The following is a 21841-nucleotide window of genomic DNA, read 5'->3' on the forward strand; positions in this document are numbered from 1 at the left end:
GGGCCGGGGCACGAGGTGGAACGGGTGGTGGAGGGGGGACTACGCTCAGGTGCCCGAGCGTGGTCCGGTCGCGACCGGCGCCGCGGTCCGGACGGGGCCGCCCACCGGTCGGGAGCCCGCGGCGCGGTCGCCGAGTGCCCGCACCCGCACCGTGGCCGTCCGACGTGGCGACGTGCCACCCACACCTTCGACACCCAGGAGCACACGGAGCATGGGGATGAGACGAGTCCAGTCCTTCGAGGGTCCCTCCCCCGATGCCGGGGGTCCGTCCTCGTCGGGCACGGGCCGGGAGCCCGCGGCGCACCCGACGGGAACGGGGGCGGCGACGGGTCACACACCCGCATCCACCCCCACCACCGACGCCGGGGCGAGGCCCCTGCACGCGGACGGGGACGGTCGCAGGCTGGTCGTCGGGGCCGCCGACGGCCCGGCGTCCGCACCCGCCTCGCGTCCGGGGCAGGGGCTCGTGCCGGGACCGGTGTGGCGGTACCACTCCGAGGGCGGGGGCGTGGCCGGGGATGCGGGCGAGTCCGCGGCCGGGGATGCGTGCGACTCCGACGACGGGGGCGCAGCCGGCTGTGACCTCCGCGCCACTCTGCCGGGCGCACCGGTGGAGGGCACCGTGGTCCGCGAGGGGGACGTGCTCGAGTACGCGGTGTTCGCCGTGCTCGACCGCTCGCAGGCGGACATCCGTGACGCGTACGCCGCCACCGCGGTCGCCCTCGACGTCGCCTTCGACGACGGCTCGCGCCTGGGGGACACGGCGCCCTCGGACCAGCACGGGGTCGCGGTCACCCCGGGAGCGCAGTACGCGTCCAGGACGGTCTCGGCCGACCAGTGGACCTTCAAGCGCATCGCGCTCGACGCCGCGGTCGGCAGGGTGGTCCGTTCCCTCGAGGTCCGCACTGCGGCCGTCGCACCGGTGGCGGGTGGCGCGGCGCTGCCCGTCGAGGGCTACGTCAACGCCGTGCGCATCGCGCCCGGCCCCGCCGACGCCGAACCGCTCGACCTCGTCCGCACCACGCGCGGCACCCACTCCACGTTCGCCCACTCGCGCGGCAACACCGCCCCCCTCGTGGGCATCCCGCACGGAGGGGTCTTCGTCACGCCCGTGACCGACGCATCGACGAGGGGGTGGGTGTACAGCTACCACGCGGACAACCGTGACGACGGGCGCCCGGCCCTGCAGGCCTTCGCCCTCTCGCACATCCCGAGCCCCTGGATCGGGGACCGCGGGGTGTGGCAGTTCCTCCCGCACCCCGATGCGCAACCACCGCTGGGGCGTGCCGAACGCGCGCTCGGGTTCGACCACCGCACGGAGGTCGACCGCCCGCACCGGTACGCGGTCGACCTGGACGGGGGGATCCACGCAGAGGTCACGGCCGCCCGCTTCTCCGCCGTCGCCCGCTTCACCTATCCCGGCCCGCGCGGCTCCGTCATCTTCGACCAGCCGGACGACGAGGGTGGCCTCACGCTGCCGGGCCCCGGGGCGCCGGGGGTCGTGACCGGTCACGTCGACGGTGTCGACGGGAGCCCACGCATGTTCGTGTACGCGACGCTGGACCGTCCTGTCCTCGCGTCGAGGGTGGAGGGGGTGCGCGGTGCGGTCGCCCTGGAGCTCGGTGACGGGCACCAGGTGACGCTGCGCATGGGGACCTCCTTCCTCGGCCTCGAACAGGCCCGGCGCAACCTGGAGCTCGACGGCGTGGCCGGGTCCGGTTGCGAGGAGGTGGCGGCACGCGCGGCCCAGCTGTGGCGCGAACGCCTCGGACAGGTGGAGGTCGACGGGGCGAGCCACGACCAGTTGGTCACGCTGTACTCGAACCTGTACCGGCTCCACCTCTACCCCAACGACGCCGCCGAGAACGTCGGCACGGCGGACCACCCGCAGTGGCGCTACGCCAGCCCGTTCCACCCCCTCGAACGCCCCCACACACCCGAGGCGACCGGGTGCCGCGTGGTCGAGGGGCAGCTCACCGTCAACAACGGCCTCTGGGACACCTACCGCACGGTGTGGCCCGCATTGCTGCTCCTGTGCCCCGCTGACGCCGGGCGTCTCATGGACGGTCTCGTCCAGCACTACCGAGACGGTGGGTGGACCAGCCGCTGGACGGCGCCGGGACCCCTCGACTCCATGACGGGCACCACCACCGACGTGATCTTCTCCGACGCCGCCGCGCGTGGGGTGGGCGGGTTCGACCTCGACGACGCCTACGCCTCCGCCGTGCACAACGCCACGGTCCCGGCCCCCGACCCGAGGGTGGGTCGCAAGGGCATCCGCTCCCAGACGTTCCGTGGCTTCACCGACACCTCGGTGGCCGAGGGGATGTCGTGGACACTCGACTCGGCCATCACGGACGCCGCGATCGCTCGCTTCGCGACGCTGCTGCTGGGGAGCCTGCCCGAGGGGGACCCGCGCCGTGACGCCCTGGAGGCCGAGGCGGAGTACTTCGCCGCGCGCGGCGCCCGCTACGCCACGGTGTTCGACCCGCGGACGGGTTTCTTCCTCGGGCGCCGTCCCGACGGCACCTGGCGCGTCGCCGACCCGGCGGACTACGACCCACGTGAGTGGGGCTTCGACTACACGGAGACGAACGGGTGGGGGACGGCCTTCACCGCTCCGCACGACGGCGCGGGTCTTGCGACCCTGATGGGGGGCCCCGAAGCGCTGCGCCGGCGCCTCGACGAGTTCTTCGCGGAACCGGAGACGGGGCGCGCCGAGTTCAAGGGCAGTTACGACATCGCGATCCACGAGATGGCCGAGGCGCGTGACGTCCGCATGGGGATGCTGGGCCTGTCGAACCAGCCTGCCCACCACATCCCCTTCATGTACGCCTTCACGGGCGTGCACCACCCCACGCAGGAGGTGGTGCGCGAGGCGCTGAGGCGACTGTTCCTCGGGTCCGAGATCGGCCAAGGCTACCCCGGCGACGAGGACAACGGTGAGATGTCGGCGTGGTACCTCTTCGCTGCGCTGGGGCTGTACCCACTCGTCCCCGCGTCGGGGGAGTTCGTCATCACCGCCCCCCTGTTCCCGACCACGAGGGTCCACCTCCCCGGCGGCGAGCTCGAGGTGGGCACCAGCGGCGAGGGCGACCACGTCGCCGCCGTGTGGGTGGACGGCGAGCCGTGGGACCGTGTGTCGATCCCCCGCGAGCGCCTCGTGCACGGTGCGCGCATCGTCGTGCGACTGTCACCCGACCCCACCGACTGGGCGAGGGGCACGACGCCCTCGTCGCTCACCCCCACCGGGGCCCGCCCGTGCCTCCGCCTCGACCTGACCGACCCGGAGGGGGCGCGCACGGCCGCCTCCTCGACCGTGGGTCCGGCGGACACCGTCTTCGACGACAGGGGCGCAGGTGTGCTCCCCCTCGACGAGGGCGACCGGGTGTCCTACCGCTTCGGGGCGGCCCGGACCACGTCGCTCTACACGGTCACGACCGACACGGGCGCGGCGGCGTCGTGGGACCTCGAGGCCCGGGTGGGGGACGGGGAGTGGGAGCTCCTCGACCGGCGGCGGGACGAGGTCTTCACCTGGGAGGGGCAGACGCGCCCGTTCAGGATCCGTGGGGCGCGCCGGACCGGCCACGAGGAGTACCGCATCGTCGCGCGCAGCGCCCTGCGCCTCGTGCAGTGGGAGTTGCTGGGGGACGACTGAGGCGTGCCCACGCGGGGTCAGGTCGACCGCACGTGGCCCCGTTCCGGGGCCGGCCCGGCGCCGGCTCACTCCAGGGCGGGGTTGATGTCCCAGTAGGTCTCGATCTCGGTGCGGATCCGTGCCAGCGTGGCGTCGTCCAGGCCACCGTCCCCGGTCACGGCCACCCACCCGTCGAGCATCGTGTCGCCGAAGGCGTGGCCGTGGCGGGCGGGCACGTCCACGGCGACCAGCATGTCGAGGGCCACCTGCACGGCCGTCACCACGGGGATCCAGTGCATGTGGGGGCTGACGTCGGGGGCGCGCCCGGAGCCGCTCAGCCAGTCGGGGCGCCGCCACAGGAGGTCCGCCGACAGCCAGGTGACGGGATCCGTCGAGTGCTGGAGGATCGCCACCCGCGGTTCCTCCCACGTCCCGGTGGGTGTGGAGAAGTCGCTGGCCCTGCTCGCCCACCGCACCGCGACGCCCTCGTCGAGGACCGGCAGCCACGGGGGCGACCCGGGGTCACGGGCCGCCTGCAGCTCGTGCCACATCGGCGTGGCGTTGGTCGGTCCCACCAGGAGGGCGCCCTGGGTCTCGGCGCGCATGCGCTCCAGTGTGCCGAAGCTGTTCATGGTCCCCTGGGCGCCCAGGCTGAGGCCGTAGACGACGAGTTGGGGCCGCTGGTCCTCGGGCAGGGTGAGCCACTTGGCGCGCACCGCGTCGAAGAGCGCCGCCGAGGCCCTCACCGGCAGGTCGGCATCCGTCAGCGCGGAGACGAAGCTCGGGGTGTGGGCGTACTGGAGGGCGACGGTGGCGGTGTCCCCGGAGTGCAGGTACTCCAGGGAGTCGACCGCCTGGGGCTCCACCCACCCGGAACCCGTCGTCGTGGCGACGACGAGGACCTTGCGGTCGAAGGCACCCGTGCGCTCGAGTTCCCGCACGGCCACGGCGGCACGCTCGGTGAAGGTGCCCCCCGCCGCGGTCCCGACGTAGACGCGGATCGGCGTGAGGGCGGGACGGCCCGTGAGGGCGGTGATCTCCTCCGCGGTGGGCCCGCCGGCGACGAAGTCCGCGCCGGTGCGTCCCAGCTGCGAGAACTCGACCTCAGAGCCGGCCCCCGCGGAGCGGTAGGTGGAGGCGGGGACCGCGAGACCGGGGTCGGGGGACCCGTTGCGCGCCCGGAAGAGCACGTCGAGGCCCACGTAGGCACCCGTGGCGACCACGGCGACCACCACCGCCGCGGCGAGGAGGGAGCGTGCGGTGGCGCGGCGGCGTGCCCGTCGACGAGGGCGTCCCTGCGCCATCATCCGGCGGTAGGACCGCACCCACCCCCGGCGCACGAGACGCCCGAGGGCGAGGCACACGGCGCTGGTGAGCAGCAGGGCGAGGACGAAGGCGGAGACGTTGACCCCGTCCAGGGGTGCGAGCTCGACCATGCGGCGCACCTCGTTCTGTGCACCGACCCCGGCCACGGCGCCGAGCACGAGGACGACGGCGTAGCCCGGCCATCCGACCAGGCGCAGGATGCGTCTGGTCCGGCGGGAGGGGCGCCACGTCGTCAGCCGTCCCAGGACCGTGGACACCCCGACTCCGATCGCGTAACCGATCCCGAACAGGAGGCCCGAGCCGACCCCCTGCAGTGCCGCGGGTCGGGGCAGGAGTGACGGCGTGAGCGAGAGTGCGAGCAGGACCGCGCCCACCAGGAGCCCGATCGGGTCGAGAGATTTCCACAGGTCTTTCACGGCGCCCCCGGGGTGAGTGGGTCGATGGGATGGGGAGGAGCCCCAGCACCGTGCCCCAGAGTAGTTTCCCGGCGGTGCCCGCGGTGTGAGTGGCTCCCTGGACGGTCCACCGGATCCCGAGGGGACACCCGGCGCGGGAAGTTCGCATTTTGAACAGAGTCATGGAATGTGACCTAGGTCCCTGTTAGGCTCGCTGACACGGGTCGCGGGTTGACGTCCGTCCTCCGCACCCTCGGGTGGTGTCCCGAGAGGCACACCCCCGCGCGGTGCCCCCGGGCGACCGTCCGAGTCGCTCCACGAGCGGCCTCCCCGGCTGCGTCCCCCACAGCCGTGTGTCCCACCAGACCCCCAGCAGCCCCGGTCGAGTCCCCGGCTGCCCCACCCGAGTCGTACGTCCCCCCGTCGCATGTCCCGAGGAGACCTCCATGGACGCCGCCGCCCCTGCCCCGAAGTCCCGCCGGATCCCCGCACTCATCGCCGCGCTCGCCGTGCTCGTCCTGGTGGTCGGCGGTGTCGTCTTCTGGAACCAGGGCCGCATCTCCGAGGCCGTCGAACTCGAACCCGCCGCCGCAGCGGGTCCGGAGCCCTTCGTCGATGCTGCGGCGGAGTCCGCACCCGCCCAGTTCAGCGGTACCCTCCGGGCCAGCGTGGAGGAACGGACCGCCACCCTCACGGCCGATGCGACCACGGGCGTGCGCACGAGCGGAGGTGACGTGGAGGGCCTCTACGCCCACTCACCGACGACCACGGTGTGCGACGTGGCGGCCCTGGCCACCCGACTCGGTGCGGACACCGCGACGGCGTCGGCCTGGGCCGGCGCGAGGGGGATCACGGTCGACCGGATCGGGGAGCACCTCGCGGGGCTCTTCCCCGTCTACCTGACGGTCGACACCCTGGTGACGAACCACCGCTTCGACGGGAGTGGCGCCGTGGCCTTCGCCGCGGTCCTGCAGGCAGGCACGGCCGTCCTCGTCGACGCCCAGGGCCTGCCGGCCGTGCGCTGCGCCTGCGGCAACCCGCTCCTGGCGCCGGCGACGGGGATCGTCCTCCAGGGGGCGACGTTCCGGGGAACGGCCTGGGACGGTTTCGACGCGGGTGCGGTGCACGCCGTGTCGGCGGCAGCCGACCCGGTCGTCTCCCTCAGGACCGTCCACGTCGACACCGCGGAGTTCGTGGACGTCACCGTCGGAGGCGTCGAGGGGGAGACGGATCCCCTCCTCCTGGTGACGGCGATGGACGACGTCCCCGAGTCGGCGGCCACGGGTTCGCTCCATGTCTCCGAGGACGGGGTGGGCTGGGAGAAGGTCCTCGACACCGGTCCGCTCTCCGACGTCGACGCGACGGACGGACCGGCCGTGGCCGTGGGCCACTCCGAGTCGGGCGGCATCATCCACACGAGCACGGACGGGCGGACCTGGTCCGAGGCGATCCGGGTCATCGACCCCCTGGCGGACGTCGCCCACGGTGACGGCGTGTGGGTCGCAGTGGGGGACCGCTCCTTCGCGGAGGAGTCCGGGGCGGGCGACGCCTCCTCGGGAGCCATCTACCTGAGCGAGGACGGGACCACCTGGGAGCGCGTCGCGACCACCGACCCGTACGAGAACGCGCACTTCGCGGACTCCCCGGAGATCCACTACCAGGCCATGCGCTCCGTCGGGTACGGCAACGGGCTGTGGGTGGCGATGGCCACCGAGTGCGCGTACCGCAGCTGTGAACTGGTGGAGTTCACCAGCGAGGACGCGCGAACCTGGACCCGTCACCACCTCGACTCCGAGATCCTGGACATGGACGTCCACCACAATGGCCAGACCTGGGGCTTCGTCGGGTCGGAGAGGGACCCCACCGGCATCGAGGAGAACATGGCGGAGAAGGACCGTCCCCTCGGCCTGGCCGGCACCAGCGAGGACGGGATCACCTGGCAGACGGGTGCGACCCGGCCCGACCGCCCGAACCTCACCGGGCTCAGCGCCGGGCCCGACGGGTGGTACGCGGTGGACACGCACACCTACGGCTCCCAGGGGAGTGCGCCCTCGCGCGGGGAGGTCCACCACAGCGACGACCTCGAGACCTGGACGCTGCTGGGCACGGTGACCGAGGGGATCTCCGGGATCGCGGTGCTCCCCGGTGGACCCACCGCGACCTCCACACCCACGGCGTCCCCGACACCCTCCGCGAGTGCCTCCGCAGACGCGGCGATGCTCGTGGGGATCGTCATCCGCACGGGTGGGCTCGAGCTGGACACGGAGGAGGGCGAGCCCACCCTCTTCGCCTACGAGGACCCCGCCTCCCGGGTGCTGGAGGAACTGCGGTCCGGACTCGGGGAGCCCGGCGAGGAGTTCCACGAGGGGGACGGGTACTGCTCGGTCGACACCACCTCGAGCTCGTGGAAGGGACTCACCCTCTACCACGAGGGCACCGAGGCGTCGGGGACGTGGTGGGTGAGGCTGTCCGGAGGGGCCGGGGACCTGCCCGGGGTGCCCGTGTCGACGGTGGAGGGGGTGACCCTGGGGACCTCGTCGGCCCAGGTGCCCCAACTCGCTCCCGACGTCTTCCACGAGACGTTCTCCTACGAGGGCAACACCATGGACCGCTTCATGCTCGACATCTCCCAGAACGGGGAGATGGGGGTCGAGGCGATCACGGAGGGCGGGGCGGTCACGAACATCGGCGCGCCGGTGTGGGTGATGGGGGACTGCTGAGGTCGCTGGCACGGACCTGCTGGCACGGACCTGCTGGCTCGGACCCGCAGGCGCGGACCTGCTGGCACGGACCCGCAGGCGCGGCCCCGCCGGAGCGGGGATGCCGGGACGGGGCTGCCGGGCCGGTCGACGGGCACCCGGTCCGGCCGGAGGAGAGCCGGGTCAGACCGGATGGGCAGCGGAGCAGCGCACGTCCACCGGCGCGGTGGACGGGGAACGGGGAAGGATGTGTGCCCGCCGACCCCCGGGCCGGTCGTGCCGTGACGGCTCAGCCGACCGGTGGCACCCCCGGGTCGGTCGTGCCGTGGCGCTCAGCCGACCGCCGTCACGCCGTCGCCGACGGCGTCCGTGAGCCGCCCCGTCGCCCAACGTCGCACCGTGGCCAAGTCACGGGGTGTGTGGAGGAAGTGACCCGCCGGGATGACCTGGAGCTGCGCCCCGGTCGCCCTCGTGAACGGGTCGATGTCCGCCCTCGGGACGATGGCGTCGGAGTCCCCGTGGAGCACGTGGGTCGGGTGCTCCCAGCGCACCGGATGGCGGCGCACCCAGGAGAGGTAGCCCCAGTCGAGGGACTGCCCGTCGGCCAGGCCGATGTGGCCGCGCCGACGCAGCTCGTGCTCGCTGACACCCTGGAGGAACATCCTGCGGGCGATGAAGGCCTCCATGTCGACCACGGGGGAGACCATCAGCGCCGTCTCCAGTGGGGCGTCGGCCAGGGCGTGCAGGGACATGAACGCCCCCAGGCTGCAGGCGAACAGCGCCACGTGGGGGTGCGCGGCGCAGACCTCCCGGCCGACCTCGGCGAGCTCCTCGCCGTAGCACCACGGGGTCAGTGCCTCCCGGTCGCCGCGCCCGCCGTGCCCGGGCAGGTCGACGCTGAGGGTGCACCACCCCGCCAGGGCCGCGCCGCGGGCGAGGGCGGAGACCACGGGATCCGACTTGCTGCCACCCATCCCGTGGACCGCCAGGACGGCCCGGTCGGAGTCGGGGCCCCACCGCAGGGCGGGGTGTCCCGCCAGGGTCAGTGGCAGCGGGTCCTCCCGCACGACGGTCAGCACCGTGCGCCGCCGAGCTCGCGCAGGTAGACCGGCATCGGGAAGGGCAGGAGGTGGTCGGACTGGGGGACGTCGATGGCGCCCCAGTCCTCCTCCTTCACGCGGATGCCCGAGACGGAGACCTCGGTGAGGCGCACCCGGATCCAGCTCCCGTCCTCGACGCGCAACTCGTAGGGCTCCGCGAGGTAGGCGAGGCCGAGGTCGTCGAGCCTGTGCTCCGCGGAGAACCAGTCGCCCGCCGGACCGACGCGGCGTCCGAGACGGTCGATGGGGACGAAGTCCTCCCCCTGGGGGAGGATCCAGCCGAGCAGTTCGCCGTCCGTGGCGCGGTGGTGCTCGATCCAGTCGGGGTCCATGCGGTCGAGACTAGTTCGCCGGGCCCCGGCGCGGGGCCGGACGGTGGGCACCCGACCACGTGGACCCCTGGGGTCCCCACATGGAATGCCCGTGGTGGCCACCGGACCGAGTGGGTAGCGTTGACGAGTGGCGCGAGTGGCCGGGCGGGCGCCCGGTCGGCCCCGACGGGGCCGCAGCCAGTCGAGTCGGAGGAGCCCCCTTGTTCGAACGCATCGGCCGAACCGTCACCCGTCGTCCCGTGGTGGTCCTGGTGGGATGGCTGGTCCTGGTGGCGCTCGCGGGCGCCGCCGCCCTGTGGGGCTTCGGCCAGGGCGGACTGTTCGACCGGATGAAGACCTCCGACTTCGTCGTGCCCGGTTCGCAGTCGGCGAGGGTCTCCGAGCTCACCTCCGACGCGGCGGACGGCGAGGGCGCCACCAGCACCGTCGTCGTGTCCGGTCTGGACCTGGCCGCGGACTCCGCGGACATCGCCCGCTTCGCCGACGACAACCGCTCCCTCCTCGAGGTCACGGGCGTGGACTCGGTGGTGGACCCCTTCTCCCTGCCCGACCCGACCTCCGACCGGGCCCGCGCGCTCCTGTCCACGGCGGGGGACGGGTACGTCCTCGCGGTCACCCTCAGCGACGACACGGGCACCGACGCCGGTGACGCCGCGCAGGAGGCGCTCGAGGCGGGCGTGGACGCCTACCGCACCGCCCTGCTCGCCGAGTTCCCCGACGCCCACGTCCAGCAGGTCTCCGAGCACGTGATCTCCGACGCGATCCTCGGCCAGGTCCGCCACGACCTGATCGCGGGAGAACTGGTCGGCCTGCCGGTGGCGGCGCTGATCATGGTGATCGTCTTCGGTGGACTGCTCGCGGCCGGGATGCCGCTGGCGGCCGCGGTGTGCGCCATCGCGGTGGGAATGGGGATCCTGTGGGTCTCGACCTTCGCGACCGGGATCGACTCCTACATCCTCAACGTCATCTCGGTCATCGGGGTGGCCCTGTCCATCGACTACGGGCTGCTGGTCGTGAGCCGCTTCAGGGAGGAGGCCAAGCTCATCGACGCCGCCGGTGGTCCGGGGAGCGCGGGCGGTCCGGTCGGGCCGGGTGGTGGTCGCGCCGACGAGGGCGGACCGGTGGCCGAGGCCGTGCGCCGGGCCGTGGCCACGGCCGGGCGCACGGTGACCTTCTCCGCCGTCACCATCGCCTCGGCGATGATCGGCCTGCTCGTCATGCGCACCCACGTGCTGCGCACGATCGGGCTGGGCGGGATGGTGGTGACGCTGCTGGCACTCCTGGCCTCCGTCACCCTGGTCCCGGCCCTGCTCACCCTGCTCGGTGCCCGGGTCATGCGCCCCTCGCCGGTGACGCGGGTGCCCGTGCTGCGCCGACTCGTCGCCGCGGTGGGCGACTCCTCCGGGGACGACGGGTTCTTCTCCCGCCTGGCCCGTCGTGTGCATGCCCACCCCTGGTGGGTGATGGGGGTGAGCGCACTGGTCCTGGTCGCGATGGCGTTGCCGCTGAAGGGCCTGGAGCTGCGCAACAACTTCACCGACTACATCCCCGCCGGCACCGAACTCCGGGAGGCGTTCGACACCGTCCAGTCCGACTACCCGGTCCTCGCGGTGCCCTCGGTGGAGGCCGTGGCCGACATGCCCGCGGCCGACACCACCGACCTGGTCGGTCAGGTCGAGGCGATCCCCGGGGTCGAGAGCGTCCGGGTCTCCGAGCTCGCCTCGGACACCTCGATGAGTGTCATCGACGTGCGGGTGGACGCCGATGACCCGGTGGGCGGGGAGGTCACCGACGTCATGCTCGCCATGCGTGACCTGGACCCGGGCACCGGTTGGTGGGTCGGTGGGGGTGCGGCGCTCCAGCACGACTTCACGCATGCCCTCGTCGAGGACTCCCCGCTCGCCCTCGCCATCGTGGTGGTGGCCGTCTTCGTGTTGCTGTTCCTCATGACGGGATCCCTGCTGGTCCCCCTCAAGGCGCTGGTGATCAACTCCCTGTCCCTGCTCGCCTCGCTGGGGATGACGACGCTCGTCTTCGAGCACGGCCTCCTCGGCCTGCCGAGGACCCAGGGCCTGGAGACCTTCATCGTCGCCTGCATGGTGGCCTTCGGGTTCGGCCTGGCGATGGACTACGAGGTCTTCCTCCTCGCCCGGATCAAGGAGTACTGGGACCAGGGCCTGGACAACGACACGGCCGTGGAACGAGGGCTCCAGAGGTCGGGGCGCATCATCACCTCCGCGGCGGCGATCATCATCGCGGTCTTCATCGGCTTCACGGCCGGGCAGATGCTGGCGATCAAGCAGATCGGTGTGGCGCTGGCGATCATGGTCGCCACCGATGCGACCCTGACACGCCTGCTGCTGGTGCCCGCCACCATGACCCTCCTGGGCCGGTGGAACTGGTGGGCACCGGCGCCCCTGCGCCGACTGCACGCCCGCTTCGGTCTGCACGACTGAGGGCGCGGGTGTCGGAACTTGCCGTTTCGTGGGGTGTGCCCGGCACTGGTGTCGGAACTTGCCGTTTCGTCGGGGTGCGCTCTGCAGCGGCGACGGGTGAATCGCTGTGACCTGCACTGATGCAGGGGTCTGCTGGGGAGAGTGGTCCAGGCCGGTGACGAGACGGCAAGTTCTGACAGGTTTGGTGTGCAAACTTGCCGTTTCGTCGGGGTGCGCTCTGCGGCGGCGAGGGGTCAATCGCTGTGACCTGCACTGATGCAGGGAGCTGCTGGGGCCTGTGGTCCGGTCCGGTGACGAGAAGGCAAGTTCTGACAGGTCTGGTGTGCAAACTTGCCGTCTCGTGGGGAGCCGGGTGCGGCCGGTGGCGAGGCCGGGCCCCTGACCTGCACTGATGCAGGGGTCTGCTGGGGAGAGTGGTCCAGCCAGGTGACGAGACGGCAGGTTCTGACAGGTTTGGTGTGCAAACTTGCCGTTTCGTCGGTCCGATCGGCCGCAGGACCCCCAACCGCGTGGGTGACTCCACCGTGCCGACCGTGTCGGCCGGTCAGTCCCGGATGAGGACCTCGCCTGCAGCCTCACGGATGAGACGTGCCGCCTCCTCCAGGTCCGGTGTGTGCAGCGTCCACTGCTGCCAGTGGAGGGAGACGTCGACATGGGGTGCTCGGGACACTCCCTCCCCGGAGATGGCGATGACACTGCCGGGATCGTGCCCGAACTGGGAGGTCATCAGCATCCCCCATCCGTAACCCAACCGGACGGCCTCCCCGAACTCCGCCGTCGCCGGGACCACGTGGTGCGGCGGCGTTCGGGGGTCGACGCGGTGTCGCCGCAGGAGGGTGTCCTGGAGGTGGTCGTTCGAATCGAAGACGACGACGGGTGCCTTCGCCAGGGAGGATCGGTCGACGCCGTCGGGGAAGTACCTGTCGACGAAGTCCGGCGACGCCACCGCGAAGTAGCGCTGTGTCCCCAGACCCGTGGAGCGGCACCCCTGGACGGGCCTGGACTTGGAGGTGATCGCACCCATGACGGAGCCGTCGCGCAGGAGGTCCGCCGTGTCGTCCTGGTCTGCGCGGACGAACTCGACGGGGGTCCGCGCGGCCAGGGGTGCCAGCGCCTCCAGGACCCAGGTGGACAGGGAGTCGGCGTTGACCGCCAACCTCAGGGGCACACGGCCGCCCGTCCCGAGGGCCTCTTCGGTCCGCGAGGTGAGTTCGTCGACCTGTCGGGCAAGTCTGAGCACGGGCTCCCCGGCCTCGGTCACCCGGACGGGACGACTGCGGCTGATCAGGACGGCCCCGACCGTGCGCTCGAGGGCCTTGAGACGCTGGGACACGGCAGAGGGAGTGATGTGCAACGTCTGGGCGGCGGCGTCCAGGCTGCCCTGGTCGACCGTGGCGACCAGGGCGCGCAGCTGCGGGAGGTCCCAGTCCATGCCCACACCCTACCAACAGCAATGCTAATGAAACCGTAGGAACAATCGCTGGACTGGTGTGCGGCCGGTGCCTAGCGTCGGTGGCATGTGGGAACTCCCTGACGCGGGCATCGCGCCCAGCATGCTGACCGGTGTCGCCACGGGCTTCGGCCTGATCGTCGCGATCGGGCCGCAGAACGCCCTCGTCCTCAGGCAGGGGGTGCGCGGTGAGCGGGTGGGGATCGTCGTGGCCGTCTGCGTCCTCAGCGACCTCGTCCTCATCAGCGCGGGGACTGCGGGACTCGGGGCGTTGGTCTCCTCCCGCCCGACGCTGCTCGGTGTCGCCACCCTGGCCGGATGCCTGGTCCTGGGCTCCTACGCCGCCCAGGCCCTGCGTCGCGCCCTCGGGTCCGGTTCACTGGTGGTCGACACGGGTGGTCCTGCAGCCGGCCCCGGTGCCGTGGCAGCACGGACACTGGCGTTGACCTGGCTCAATCCCCACGTCTACCTCGACACCGTGGTCCTGCTCGGGTCGGTCTCGACCACGCAGGCGGCGCCCTGGGCATTCGCCGCGGGCGCGGGCATCGCCAGCCTCGTGTGGTTCTCGCTGCTCGGGTTCGGGTCGCGCGTCCTGCGCCCGTTGCTGGCCACGGACGCGGCATGGCGCGTCTTCGAGGGCGCCGTGGCCGTGGTGATGGGGGTGATGGCGGTGCGCCTGTTCCTCGGGCTCGGGTGGTGAGCGCCCTGTGGGACGAGGGCGGCCCCGCTGGTCCCTCCCCACGGTGACGACACAGGTGGGGAAGTGGCTCCGGGGCGTCAGCGCTCCGTGAGGACTCCGTCGTGCATGGCCAGGACCCGGTCACAGTGGTCCAGCAGTCGCTCGTCATGGGTGACCATGACGGTCGCCTTGGCGCGCTCGTGCGTCTGCTCGGCGAGGATGCGTGCCACGTCCAGGGCCCGGCGCGTGTCCAGCGCCGCAGTGGGCTCGTCGGCCAGGACCACCTGGGGATCGTGGTAGAGGGCGACGGCGATGGCGGCGCGCTGGCGCTCACCCCCGGAGAGGTCGGCGGGGTACTTGCCCGCCAGGGCCCGGATGCCGAGTTCGTCCAGGAGGCCGTCGCGGACCTCCGGCCTGGCCGGGGTGCGGGCCGCGTGGTCGTGCAGGGCGAACTGGTCGGCGACGGTGAGGAACGGGACCAGGCTCGCGGCCTGGAGGATGAAGCCCATGCGGCGCAGGCGAACCCGGGACCGCTGCTTCTCCGGGAGCTCGGAGAAGGCCTCACCCCCGATCGTCACGGTCCCGGTGGTGGGCTGGCGCACTCCGCCCATGATCGTCAGCAGGGTGGACTTGCCGGACCCCGAGGGCCCGACCACGCCGACGAACTCGCCCTCGTCCACCGAGAGGTCGGTGGGTGTGAGGGCGTGGACCACCTCGTCCCCCTGGGGGAAGTCGCGTGAGACGTGGCGCAGTGTGAGGACCGTGGTCATGAGATCGCCTCCACCGGGTCGATGTGGGAGACGACGCGGACGGAGATCAGGCCGCCCAGCACCGCGAAGGCGATGAATGCGGCGGTGATGGCGGCATCCATCACGGCATCCACGCGGAAGGGGACGGCCCGGGGCAGCACCAGGGCGCTGAGCAGGGTCAGAGCGAGTCCGATCGCGACGCCCGCGGCGGACAGGAGGGCCGTCTGGACCGCTCCGGAGAGGATGAGGTATCCGGTGGGCACCCCACGCGCCTTGAGGATGCCCAGGACGGGGCGTTTCTGCAGTGTGAGGACGTAGATGAAGATCCCCAGGACGAAGGACGCGATGACGATGAGCGAGCCGATCATCAGGGTGAAGGTCAGCACCTGGGCGCTGTAGCCGGGAAGGGTGTTGACGAACTCGGACGCGTCCAGCACCTCCAGGCCGGCGTCGGTGACGCCACGGTCACCGGAGAGGTCGTCCCGGGAGACCACGGCATTGGGGGAGGAGGCCACCGAGGAGGGGCCGTCCTTGACGAGGGCGTCCTGGTCGATGAACACCACCGGCAGGGCCTGGAAGGACTGGTCGTGGGCGAAGCCGCTCACCTCCCACTCGTGGTCGGACCCGGTGAGGGTGAAGGTCTGGCCGATGGCCCACCCCTCGTCCTTGAGCGAGTCGTCGACGACCACCTGACGGCTCGGGTCGGTCGGGGCACTTCCCTCCTCCACGCTCGGCATGAGGAAGGAGCCCTCCGGCAGCCCGAACACCGTGGCGTCCACCTTGGTCCCGCCGGCGTCCTCGAGGACCACGGGTGTGGTCAGGAGTGTGGAGGTGTCAGGGGATGTGGGCACGGCATCCAGCTGGGTGCCGGAGAGCCGCGACGCCGAGACGTTCCGGTTCGAGGCCTCGGTCAGGACGACGCTGCGCGCCCCCCAGTCGTCCACCGCGGAGCGGTAGGAGTGGGCGAGTCCACCGGCGAGTGCCGCCAGGAAGAAGGTGAGGTAGCTGACCAGGGTGATCACCGCGACGATGAGGACGAACCTCGTGGGCTGGTGTCTGATCTCGCGCAGTGCCAGGAACACTGGTCTCCCCTCGGTGGTGGTCGTCCGGGCGGAGGACCACCACGAATCTGACACATTGTCGCATCGATGGCAACCGGAGGGTGGGGGCCCGACAGGGGGTCAGGCGGCCGTCCCGGGACGAGTGGGTGGGCCCGTCAGGGGGTGAGGCGTCCGATCCTGGTGAGGGGGACGGGGGCCCATCCCGAGGTCAGGCATCCGTCCCCGAGGGAATGGCCGGTCCGATCAGTGTCCGGGAGGTCCCCGTCCCCGATGTCCCCGTCCCGGAGAAGTCCGTGCCCAATCCGGTGTCGCCCTGCGCATCGGTCCCGCCCTGCGTCCCGGTCCCGTCGCCGGAGCCGGTCCCGTCATCCGTGCCGGTGCCGGTACCCGGCGCGGTGCCCTGCTGGTCGGGGCCGCCGGGCATGTTTCCGCCGCCGGGGCCGCCTCCCGTGTCGGAGGTGCCGACGATCTCGTCCATGATCTGCGTGACGGCCACGGTGTGCCCGATCGCGTAGCCCCCGACGCCGCCCAGGAGGAGCGCCGCGACGGCCGCCCCGGTGAGGACCTTCCACCCGAAGGTGCGCGGCAAGCGCTTCTGCGCAGGGACGCCCTCGCCCATTCCCGTGCCCGGGGCCTGTGCGGCTCCGGCCGGTCCCTGTGGGGGAGTTCCCCAGGCGGGGCTGAACTGTCCGGAGGGAGAAGACTGGTAGGTCCAGGGATTGCCACTGGACGTCGGTGCCTGTGCGGGGGCAGAGGCCGCTTCCGTCGGGGTGGTCGTCCCTCCAGGAGCGGGTGTGTTGGAAGCTGTCGTGGTGCTACCGCTGGCCCAGGAGCCCTGGCCCGCAACCTGCTGGGGATGTGCGTAGGGACCGGGCGCTCCCGTGGCGGGAGCGCCCGGAGTCGTCGGGGTGCCGTCGGTGGGGACTTGTTGGTTGGTCACCTGCACAGGGTGGCTCTGCGAGCCACGCGAATGCCGGGAGCGCGCTGTGAGCCAGCTGAGAATCTCGGCGCCGGCCGCCGGAGGGGTCATCCGACGAGGGCGGCGCCGTCCTCCTGCGAGGGGCCCATCGCCCGACGGATCCCCTCCACGGAGTCCCACAGTGCCGCGGCCGCGATGGTCACGGCGATGGCCGTGGCGGCGACGCCTCCCCAGCTCTCGACCCCCTCCATCCCGGACAGTGCCGCCGGGTTGATGAGACGCTCGGCGATGAGCAGGTGGATGAGGATCAGGGCGACCAGCACGTTCGCCGCGAGGTTCACGCCCGCAGCCCCCCAGCCCCACACGCCCCTGCTCCAGACCACCGTCGTGGTGACGGACTCCACCAGGGCGATGGCGAGGAGGGCGACCAGCCACGGGGACCACAGGTCCTGGGCCAGGAGGGGGACGCGGGTCCCGCCCTCGTCGGGGACGAGGGGGATGGTCGTGAGGAGCACGATCGCTGCGACCCAGATGACCTGGAAACCCTGGGCGGAGAGGAACTCACGGGTGCTGAAGCGGCGGTCCCCACCGGAGAGGTCCATGCGCTCGGGGAGGTCGTCCAGGGACCAGGGGGTCAGCGGTCCGGAGCGTCGGCGGGTCCGGTCGATGACCCAGAAGACGGCGGTCGTCCAGAAGATGACGTGGATGGTGGTGTTGATCGTCATCCACAGGGCGTGCCCGATCATGGCGCCGCCGGTGCGGCCCGCCATCGTGTCCGCGACGACCATCCCGAGGAGGACGACGGGGACCATCGTCACGAGGACCACCCGCAGGAGTTGGACCAGGTCGGGGTAGAGGTCGGGGCCGATCAGGGAGGTCGGGCGGTTGCTGATGCGCGAGGCCAGGACGGTGGGGTCACCGAGTTCCTCCAGGGTCGCGCGTTCGGCGGTGGAGGGGTCGTCGCCCGCCGCCGTCCTCGCCTCGACGGTGTCGGCGATGAGGCTGCGGAGCTCGCGCTCCTCCTCCGTTCGGTGGCGGCGGGGGAGGCGGCGCACGACGGCCCAGACGTAGCGCTCGGTCAGGGAGTCGCCGGCCCGGGAGGCCGGGGTGCCCGCTGCCTGCGCCGGTGGGGCCGTCCCCCCGTGGTCACGGTGGGTCGGGTCGGGATGGGCGGGCATGTCGGTCGACCGGGTCTCGGGGGAGCGGTCATCGGGGGTCGGGGTGGGGAGGTGCATGGTCATGATCCTTCGGGCTCGGTGGTGAGGGCGGAGAGGGAGTCGCTGAGGGAGTGCCACTCCTCGAGGAGGGTGGCGGCGAGGTCGGAGCCCGAGGGGCTCGTCGTGTAGAACTTCCGGGGCCGTGTGTCCTCGGTGTTCCACGAGCTGGTGAGCAGCCCCTGGGACTCGAGGCGTCGCAGGAGTGGGTAGAGGGTGTTCGCCTCGATGTCGAGGCCGACCCCGTGGAGCCGGTCGATCAGCGCGTAGCCGTACTCGGGCTCGCGCAGTGCCAGGAGGGCTGCGAGGACGACGGTGCCGCGGCGCAGCTCCTGGACGTGGGTGCTCCACTGATCTGACATGCCACACACGATACTGTGTGACGCACACTAGTGCAAGAGGTGACGGTCAGGGGGATCCGGGGATGTGACCCGCGGTGGGCTCCCGGCCCGGGACCCGGGGGAAGGGTGTGCCCGGCCCGGGACCCGGGGGGAGGGAGTGCCCGGCCCGGGGCAGCCGCCGTCCGGCGCGGCATGGTCGGGTGCCGGTCCGGAGGCCGTGGTCCCGCTCCCGGGGGACGGGGAAGTCGGGACCTCTGTGCACGAGGCGCGCGGCGGGCCTAGCGTGGGGGCATGAGTGACTTCGAGTACGTCGTGGTCGGGGCCGGCATGGCGGGCGATGCCACCGTCGCGGGCATCCGGCAGGAGGACCCCACCGGCACCATCGCGCTGATCGGGAAGGAGCCGGACCCTCCCTACAACCGTCCGGCCCTCACCAAGGCCCTGTGGCGTGAGGAGGACACCACGACGTCCACCATCATCCTGGGGGCGGCCTCCACCCCGGGTGTGACCCTCATGCTCGGCACGCGGGTCACCTCGGTGAACCCCGACGCCCACACCGTGACCGTCGAGGACGGCGAGACCCACGGCTACCACCGCCTCGTCCTCACGACGGGCGGCCGCCCCCGCACCGGTGGCATCCCCGCGGGCCCACGGATCATCCACTTCCACGACGTCGCCGACTACCGTGCCCTGCGGGGGTGGGCCGACCGCGGAGCACACGTGGTCGTCGTGGGCGGGGGGTTCATCGGGACCGAGCTCGCCGCCGTCCTGGCGGAGACCCCGGCCAGCGTCACCTACGTCTTCCCCCACGACCACGTCGACGGCCACGTCCTGCCCGAGGAGATCGCGCGCCACCTCGACGGGGTCTACACCGGGCACGGCGTGGAACTGGTCCCCGGCTCACGCGTGCGCACGGTCGAGCAGACCGGTGACGGGAACGGGGTGAGGGTGGCCCTCGAGGACGGGCGCGACATCAGTGCCGACGTGGCCGTGCTGGGCCTGGGCCAGGACCCCGAGACCGACCTGGCCAGCGCCGCGGGTCTGGCCGTGTGGGAGGGGGTCGTGGTCGACGACCACCGCCGGACCTCCGACCCGGACATCTTCGCCGCCGGCGACGCCGTGGGTGCCCCCGACCGCGTCTTCGGCCGCCGACGCGTGCAGCACGAGGACGCGGCCGTGAGCGGAGGACGGGTCGCCGGCCGCAACGCGGCAGGCGGTGACGCCAGCGACGACCACGTCCCCTACTTCTACTCCGACCTCTTCGAGGACGGCTACGAGGCCCTGGGCCTCACCGACCCCACCGGATCCACCTTCATCGACTGGAAGGTCCCCGGCTCGGAGGGTGTCGTGTACTACCTCGACGCGGACTCGGTGCTCCAGGGAGTGCTCATGTGGAACGTGTGGGGCGACGAGGACCACGACACCAAGGCGATCGCCGCGCAGCTGCTCACCGACCGTTCCCCGCGCGGGCCGGAGGACCTCATCGGGGCCATCTGAGCGCGCCCGGACCGACAGGAGGACGCCGGCATGGCCGGGGAGACCACGGGTTTCTCCCGCGCGACGCGGGAGTGGTTCCACGACGCCTTCGGCAGCCCCACCCCGGTCCAGGAGCAGGCCTGGGAGAGGATCGGACAGCGACGTGACGTCCTGGTCATCGCCCCGACGGGTTCCGGCAAGACGCTGGCGGCATTCCTGTGGGCGCTGGACCGGCTGATGGAGGAGGGGACGCCCTCGTCGACGGGGGAGCGACGCGGCCCGCGCGTCCTCTACGTCTCCCCCCTGAAGGCCCTCGGCGTGGACGTCCAGCGCAACCTGCGGGTGCCCCTGGCGGGCATCTCCGCGCGGCGAGCGGAACTCGGTGAGGACACCGTCCCCGTGCGCATCGGTGTGCGCTCCGGGGACACCCCCTCCAGTGAGCGTGCCCGGCTGCTGCGCAGGCCCCCCGACATCCTCATCACCACGCCCGAGTCGCTGTACCTCATGCTGACGTCCCGGGCCCGGGAGATCCTGCGCGACGTCGACACCGTCATCCTCGACGAGGTCCACGCCGTGGCCGGCACCAAGCGCGGCGCCCACCTCGCCCTCAGCCTGGAGCGCCTCGACGCCCTCCTGGACCGTCCCGCACAGCGCATCGGGCTGTCCGCCACGGTCCGGCCGCGCGAGGAGGTCGCCCGCTTCGTGGGTGGCCCACGACCCGTGGACATCGTGGCCCCCGACTCGCCCTCGCCCATGGACATCCGGGTCGTCGTGCCAGTGCAGGACATGTCCGACCTCGCCGTGCGGCCCTCACCGAGGAGGAGGCGGGTGGGTGCTCCGGGCACGGCGGGCCCGTCGGGCACGGCGCACACCCCGGGGGCACCGGGGACGGACCAGCGGGACCCGGACGCCGTGGCCAGCATCTGGCCCCACCTGGAGGCCTCGGTGCTCGAGCAGGTCCTGCAGGCACGCTCCACCATCGTCTTCGTCAACGCGCGGGGCCTGGCGGAGAAACTCACGGCCCGGCTCAACGAGCTCTGGTCCGAGCAGGTGGGAGGGTCGGACGCCGCGCCCCCACCGGGCGGGCCCCTCCACCGCGAGTCCCGCCTCGGCTCCACCCAAGGGGAGCTGACCACCGGAGCTCCCCCGGAGATCGCCCGCGCCCACCACGGTTCCGTGTCAAGGAGCAGCGCGCCCTGGTCGAGCACGACCTCAAGACCGGTGACCTGCGCTGCGTCGTGGCCACCTCCTCCCTGGAGCTCGGCATCGACATGGGGCTGGTGGACCAGGTCATCCAGGTCTCCGCCCCGCCGTCGGTGGCGTCGGGCCTGCAGCGCATCGGTCGCGCCGGCCACCAGGTCGGCAACGTCTCGCGCGGACTCATGTACCCGCGCACCCGCCGCGACCTCATCGACACCGCGGTCACCGTGGAGGGCATGCGGGCAGGCCGCATCGAGGCCCTGCACCCGCCGCGCAACCCCCTCGACGTCCTCGCCCAGCACACCGTCGCGGCCGCCGCCGTGGAGGACCTCGACGTGGAGGAGTGGTTCGCCCTCGTGCGCCGGGCCGCATCCTTCCGGGACCTGACGCGCCCCGCCTTCGACTCGGTGCTGGACATGCTCGCCGGGCGCTACCCCTCCGAGGAGTTCTCGGAGCTCCGCCCCCGTCTGGTCTGGGACCGCGCCGCCGGGGTCCTGCGCGCCCGCCCCGGGGCCCAGCGCCTGGCCGTCACCTCCGGGGGAACGATCCCCGACCGCGGCTCCTACCGCGTCGTCCTGCCCGAGGACACCGACGAGGGCGCACGCGGAACCCGCCGGGTCGGCGAGCTCGACGAGGAGATGGTCCACGAGTCCCGCGCCGGGGACGTCATCACCCTGGGTGCCGCCTCCTGGCGCATCCGGGAGATCACGAACGACCGCGTGGTCGTCGTGCCCGCACCGGGGCGCCCGGCACGTCTGCCCTTCTGGCACGGGGAGGGCCCGGGCCGTCCCGCGGAGCTCGGGCGCG

The 21841-nt window shown here is 72.4% G+C and carries 15 protein-coding genes and 1 pseudogene; 7 read left to right on the forward strand and 9 right to left on the reverse strand.

Translation table 11 applies throughout. The features are described 5' to 3' along the window. Nucleotides 1-217 precede the first annotated feature (217 nt). Entirely contained in the window at nucleotides 218-3658 is a 3441-nt protein-coding gene (locus TA90_RS12050; protein ID WP_187120143.1) for a GH92 family glycosyl hydrolase, read from the forward strand. Nucleotides 3659-3723: 65 nt separating this feature from the next. On the opposite strand, the gene TA90_RS12055 is transcribed toward TA90_RS12050, so the two are convergent. Further along, the gene (locus TA90_RS12055) at nucleotides 3724-5379 is read right to left on the reverse strand and encodes an alpha/beta-hydrolase family protein (protein ID WP_082031686.1); all 1656 of its coding nucleotides are present in this window, start codon (nucleotides 5377-5379) and stop codon (nucleotides 3724-3726) included. Nucleotides 5380-5804: 425 nt separating this feature from the next. Here TA90_RS12055 and TA90_RS13445 point away from each other — a divergent pair, with 425 nt between their 5' ends. Further along, nucleotides 5805-8078, forward strand: coding sequence for a DUF6777 domain-containing protein (locus TA90_RS13445; RefSeq protein WP_052450855.1), 2274 nt, complete (start codon nucleotides 5805-5807; stop codon nucleotides 8076-8078). A gap of 311 nt (nucleotides 8079-8389) precedes the next feature. Here the strand turns inward: TA90_RS13445 and TA90_RS12065 are convergent, their stop codons facing one another. Both TA90_RS12065 and TA90_RS12070 read right to left on the reverse strand, forming a co-directional pair. Then, nucleotides 8390-9136: an alpha/beta hydrolase gene (locus tag TA90_RS12065; protein WP_052450856.1), complete on the reverse strand. Its 747-nt coding sequence runs from the start codon at nucleotides 9134-9136 to the stop codon at nucleotides 8390-8392. Next, nucleotides 9130-9489 carry a hypothetical protein gene (locus TA90_RS12070; RefSeq protein WP_043536804.1) on the reverse strand — a complete coding sequence of 120 codons (360 nt, stop codon included), beginning with the start codon at nucleotides 9487-9489 and terminating at the stop codon, nucleotides 9130-9132. Before TA90_RS12070 ends, TA90_RS12065 begins: the two co-directional genes overlap by 7 nt. Before the next feature lie 200 nt (nucleotides 9490-9689). On the opposite strand from TA90_RS12070, the gene TA90_RS12075 reads away from it, so the two are divergent. Further along, the gene (locus TA90_RS12075; RefSeq protein WP_043536805.1) at nucleotides 9690-11945 is read left to right on the forward strand and encodes an MMPL family transporter; all 2256 of its coding nucleotides are present in this window, start codon (nucleotides 9690-9692) and stop codon (nucleotides 11943-11945) included. Between the two features lie 544 nt (nucleotides 11946-12489). Here the strand turns inward: TA90_RS12075 and TA90_RS12080 are convergent. After that, nucleotides 12490-13377, reverse strand: coding sequence for a LysR family transcriptional regulator ArgP (locus tag TA90_RS12080; RefSeq protein WP_043536807.1), 888 nt, complete (start codon nucleotides 13375-13377; stop codon nucleotides 12490-12492). Between the two features lie 85 nt (nucleotides 13378-13462). Between TA90_RS12080 and TA90_RS12085 the strand changes: the two genes are divergently transcribed. Further along, nucleotides 13463-14095 carry a LysE/ArgO family amino acid transporter gene (locus tag TA90_RS12085; protein WP_043536809.1) on the forward strand — a complete coding sequence of 211 codons (633 nt, stop codon included), beginning with the start codon at nucleotides 13463-13465 and terminating at the stop codon, nucleotides 14093-14095. 77 nt (nucleotides 14096-14172) lie between these two features. Here the strand turns inward: TA90_RS12085 and TA90_RS12090 are convergent, their stop codons facing one another. The 5 genes from TA90_RS12090 to TA90_RS12110 all read right to left on the reverse strand — a co-directional run bounded on the left by TA90_RS12090 (nucleotide 14173) and on the right by TA90_RS12110 (nucleotide 18379). Next, on the reverse strand, nucleotides 14173-14844 hold the full coding sequence (locus TA90_RS12090) for an ABC transporter ATP-binding protein (RefSeq protein WP_043536811.1): 672 nt from the start codon (nucleotides 14842-14844) through the stop codon (nucleotides 14173-14175). Then, the gene (locus TA90_RS12095) at nucleotides 14841-15905 is read right to left on the reverse strand and encodes an ABC transporter permease (RefSeq protein ID WP_043536813.1); all 1065 of its coding nucleotides are present in this window, start codon (nucleotides 15903-15905) and stop codon (nucleotides 14841-14843) included. Before TA90_RS12095 ends, TA90_RS12090 begins: the two co-directional genes overlap by 4 nt. A 187-nt stretch (nucleotides 15906-16092) precedes the next feature. Then, nucleotides 16093-16503: a hypothetical protein gene (locus TA90_RS12100; RefSeq protein ID WP_043536815.1), complete on the reverse strand. Its 411-nt coding sequence runs from the start codon at nucleotides 16501-16503 to the stop codon at nucleotides 16093-16095. A 407-nt stretch (nucleotides 16504-16910) separates the two neighbouring features. Beyond that, on the reverse strand, nucleotides 16911-18044 hold the full coding sequence (locus tag TA90_RS12105) for a permease prefix domain 1-containing protein (RefSeq protein WP_147513499.1): 1134 nt from the start codon (nucleotides 18042-18044) through the stop codon (nucleotides 16911-16913). Then, nucleotides 18041-18379: a PadR family transcriptional regulator gene (locus TA90_RS12110; RefSeq protein WP_043536817.1), complete on the reverse strand. Its 339-nt coding sequence runs from the start codon at nucleotides 18377-18379 to the stop codon at nucleotides 18041-18043. Before TA90_RS12110 ends, TA90_RS12105 begins: the two co-directional genes overlap by 4 nt. A gap of 270 nt (nucleotides 18380-18649) precedes the next feature. Here TA90_RS12110 and TA90_RS12115 point away from each other — a divergent pair, with 270 nt between their 5' ends. The 3 genes and pseudogenes from TA90_RS12115 to TA90_RS16090 form a co-directional block, all read left to right on the forward strand. Continuing rightward, entirely contained in the window at nucleotides 18650-19855 is a 1206-nt protein-coding gene (locus tag TA90_RS12115; RefSeq protein ID WP_043536819.1) for an NAD(P)/FAD-dependent oxidoreductase, read from the forward strand. A gap of 30 nt (nucleotides 19856-19885) precedes the next feature. Further along, a pseudogene (locus TA90_RS15910) lies at nucleotides 19886-20452 on the forward strand (DEAD/DEAH box helicase); the annotation flags it as partial. Nucleotides 20453-21072: 620 nt separating this feature from the next. After that, the coding region (locus tag TA90_RS16090) for a helicase-related protein (protein WP_425321100.1) at nucleotides 21073-21841 on the forward strand (769 nt) is incomplete at its 3' end.

It is taken from the genome of Actinomyces polynesiensis (assembly GCF_000820725.1).
GTDB classification, from domain to species: Bacteria; Actinomycetota; Actinomycetes; order Actinomycetales; family Actinomycetaceae; genus Pauljensenia; species Pauljensenia polynesiensis.